This window comes from Stenotrophomonas sp. INTA L402-1 (genome assembly GCF_059295135.1).
On sequence record NZ_JCAFWP010000179.1, the window covers coordinates 1 to 590 of the forward strand.

Annotated in this window: 1 protein-coding gene; it reads left to right on the plus strand. The window is 43.9% G+C overall.

Translation table 11 applies throughout. The features are described from left to right. Positions 1-38: 38 nt before the first annotated feature. On the plus strand, positions 39-590 hold a 552-nt coding region (ychF, locus tag AC5O77_RS22210), incomplete at its 3' end, for a redox-regulated ATPase YchF (protein ID WP_494507223.1).

A 590-nucleotide genomic window follows, 5' to 3' on the forward strand; every position in this document is an offset into this window, starting at 1 on the left:
CAATAGCTTTAAAGCATAAAACAAATTAAGGAAAAATTATGGGATTTAAATGTGGGATTGTGGGTTTACCGAATGTGGGTAAATCAACCCTTTTTAACGCATTAACAAAAGCAGGTATCGAAGCGGCGAATTATCCGTTTTGTACTATCGAACCAAACACCGGCGTTGTGCCAATGCCAGATCCTCGCCTTGATGCCTTGGCGGAAATTGTCAAACCTGAACGAGTGTTACCGACCACAATGGAATTTGTGGATATTGCGGGGCTTGTGGCAGGGGCGAGTAAAGGCGAGGGGTTAGGTAACAAATTCCTTGCGAATATTCGTGAAACTGATGCCATCGGACACGTTGTGCGTTGTTTTGAAAATGATGACATCGTTCACGTTGCAGGCAAAATTGATCCTGCGGAAGACATTGACACCATCAACACCGAGCTTGCCCTTGCGGATTTAGATAGCTGTGAGCGGGCCATTCAGCGTTTACAAAAACGTGCTAAAGGTGGTGATAAAGAGGCGAAATTTGAATTAAGCGTAATGGAAAAAATTCTGCCTGTGTTAGAAAATGCGGGAATGATCCGCTCTATCGACTTAGAT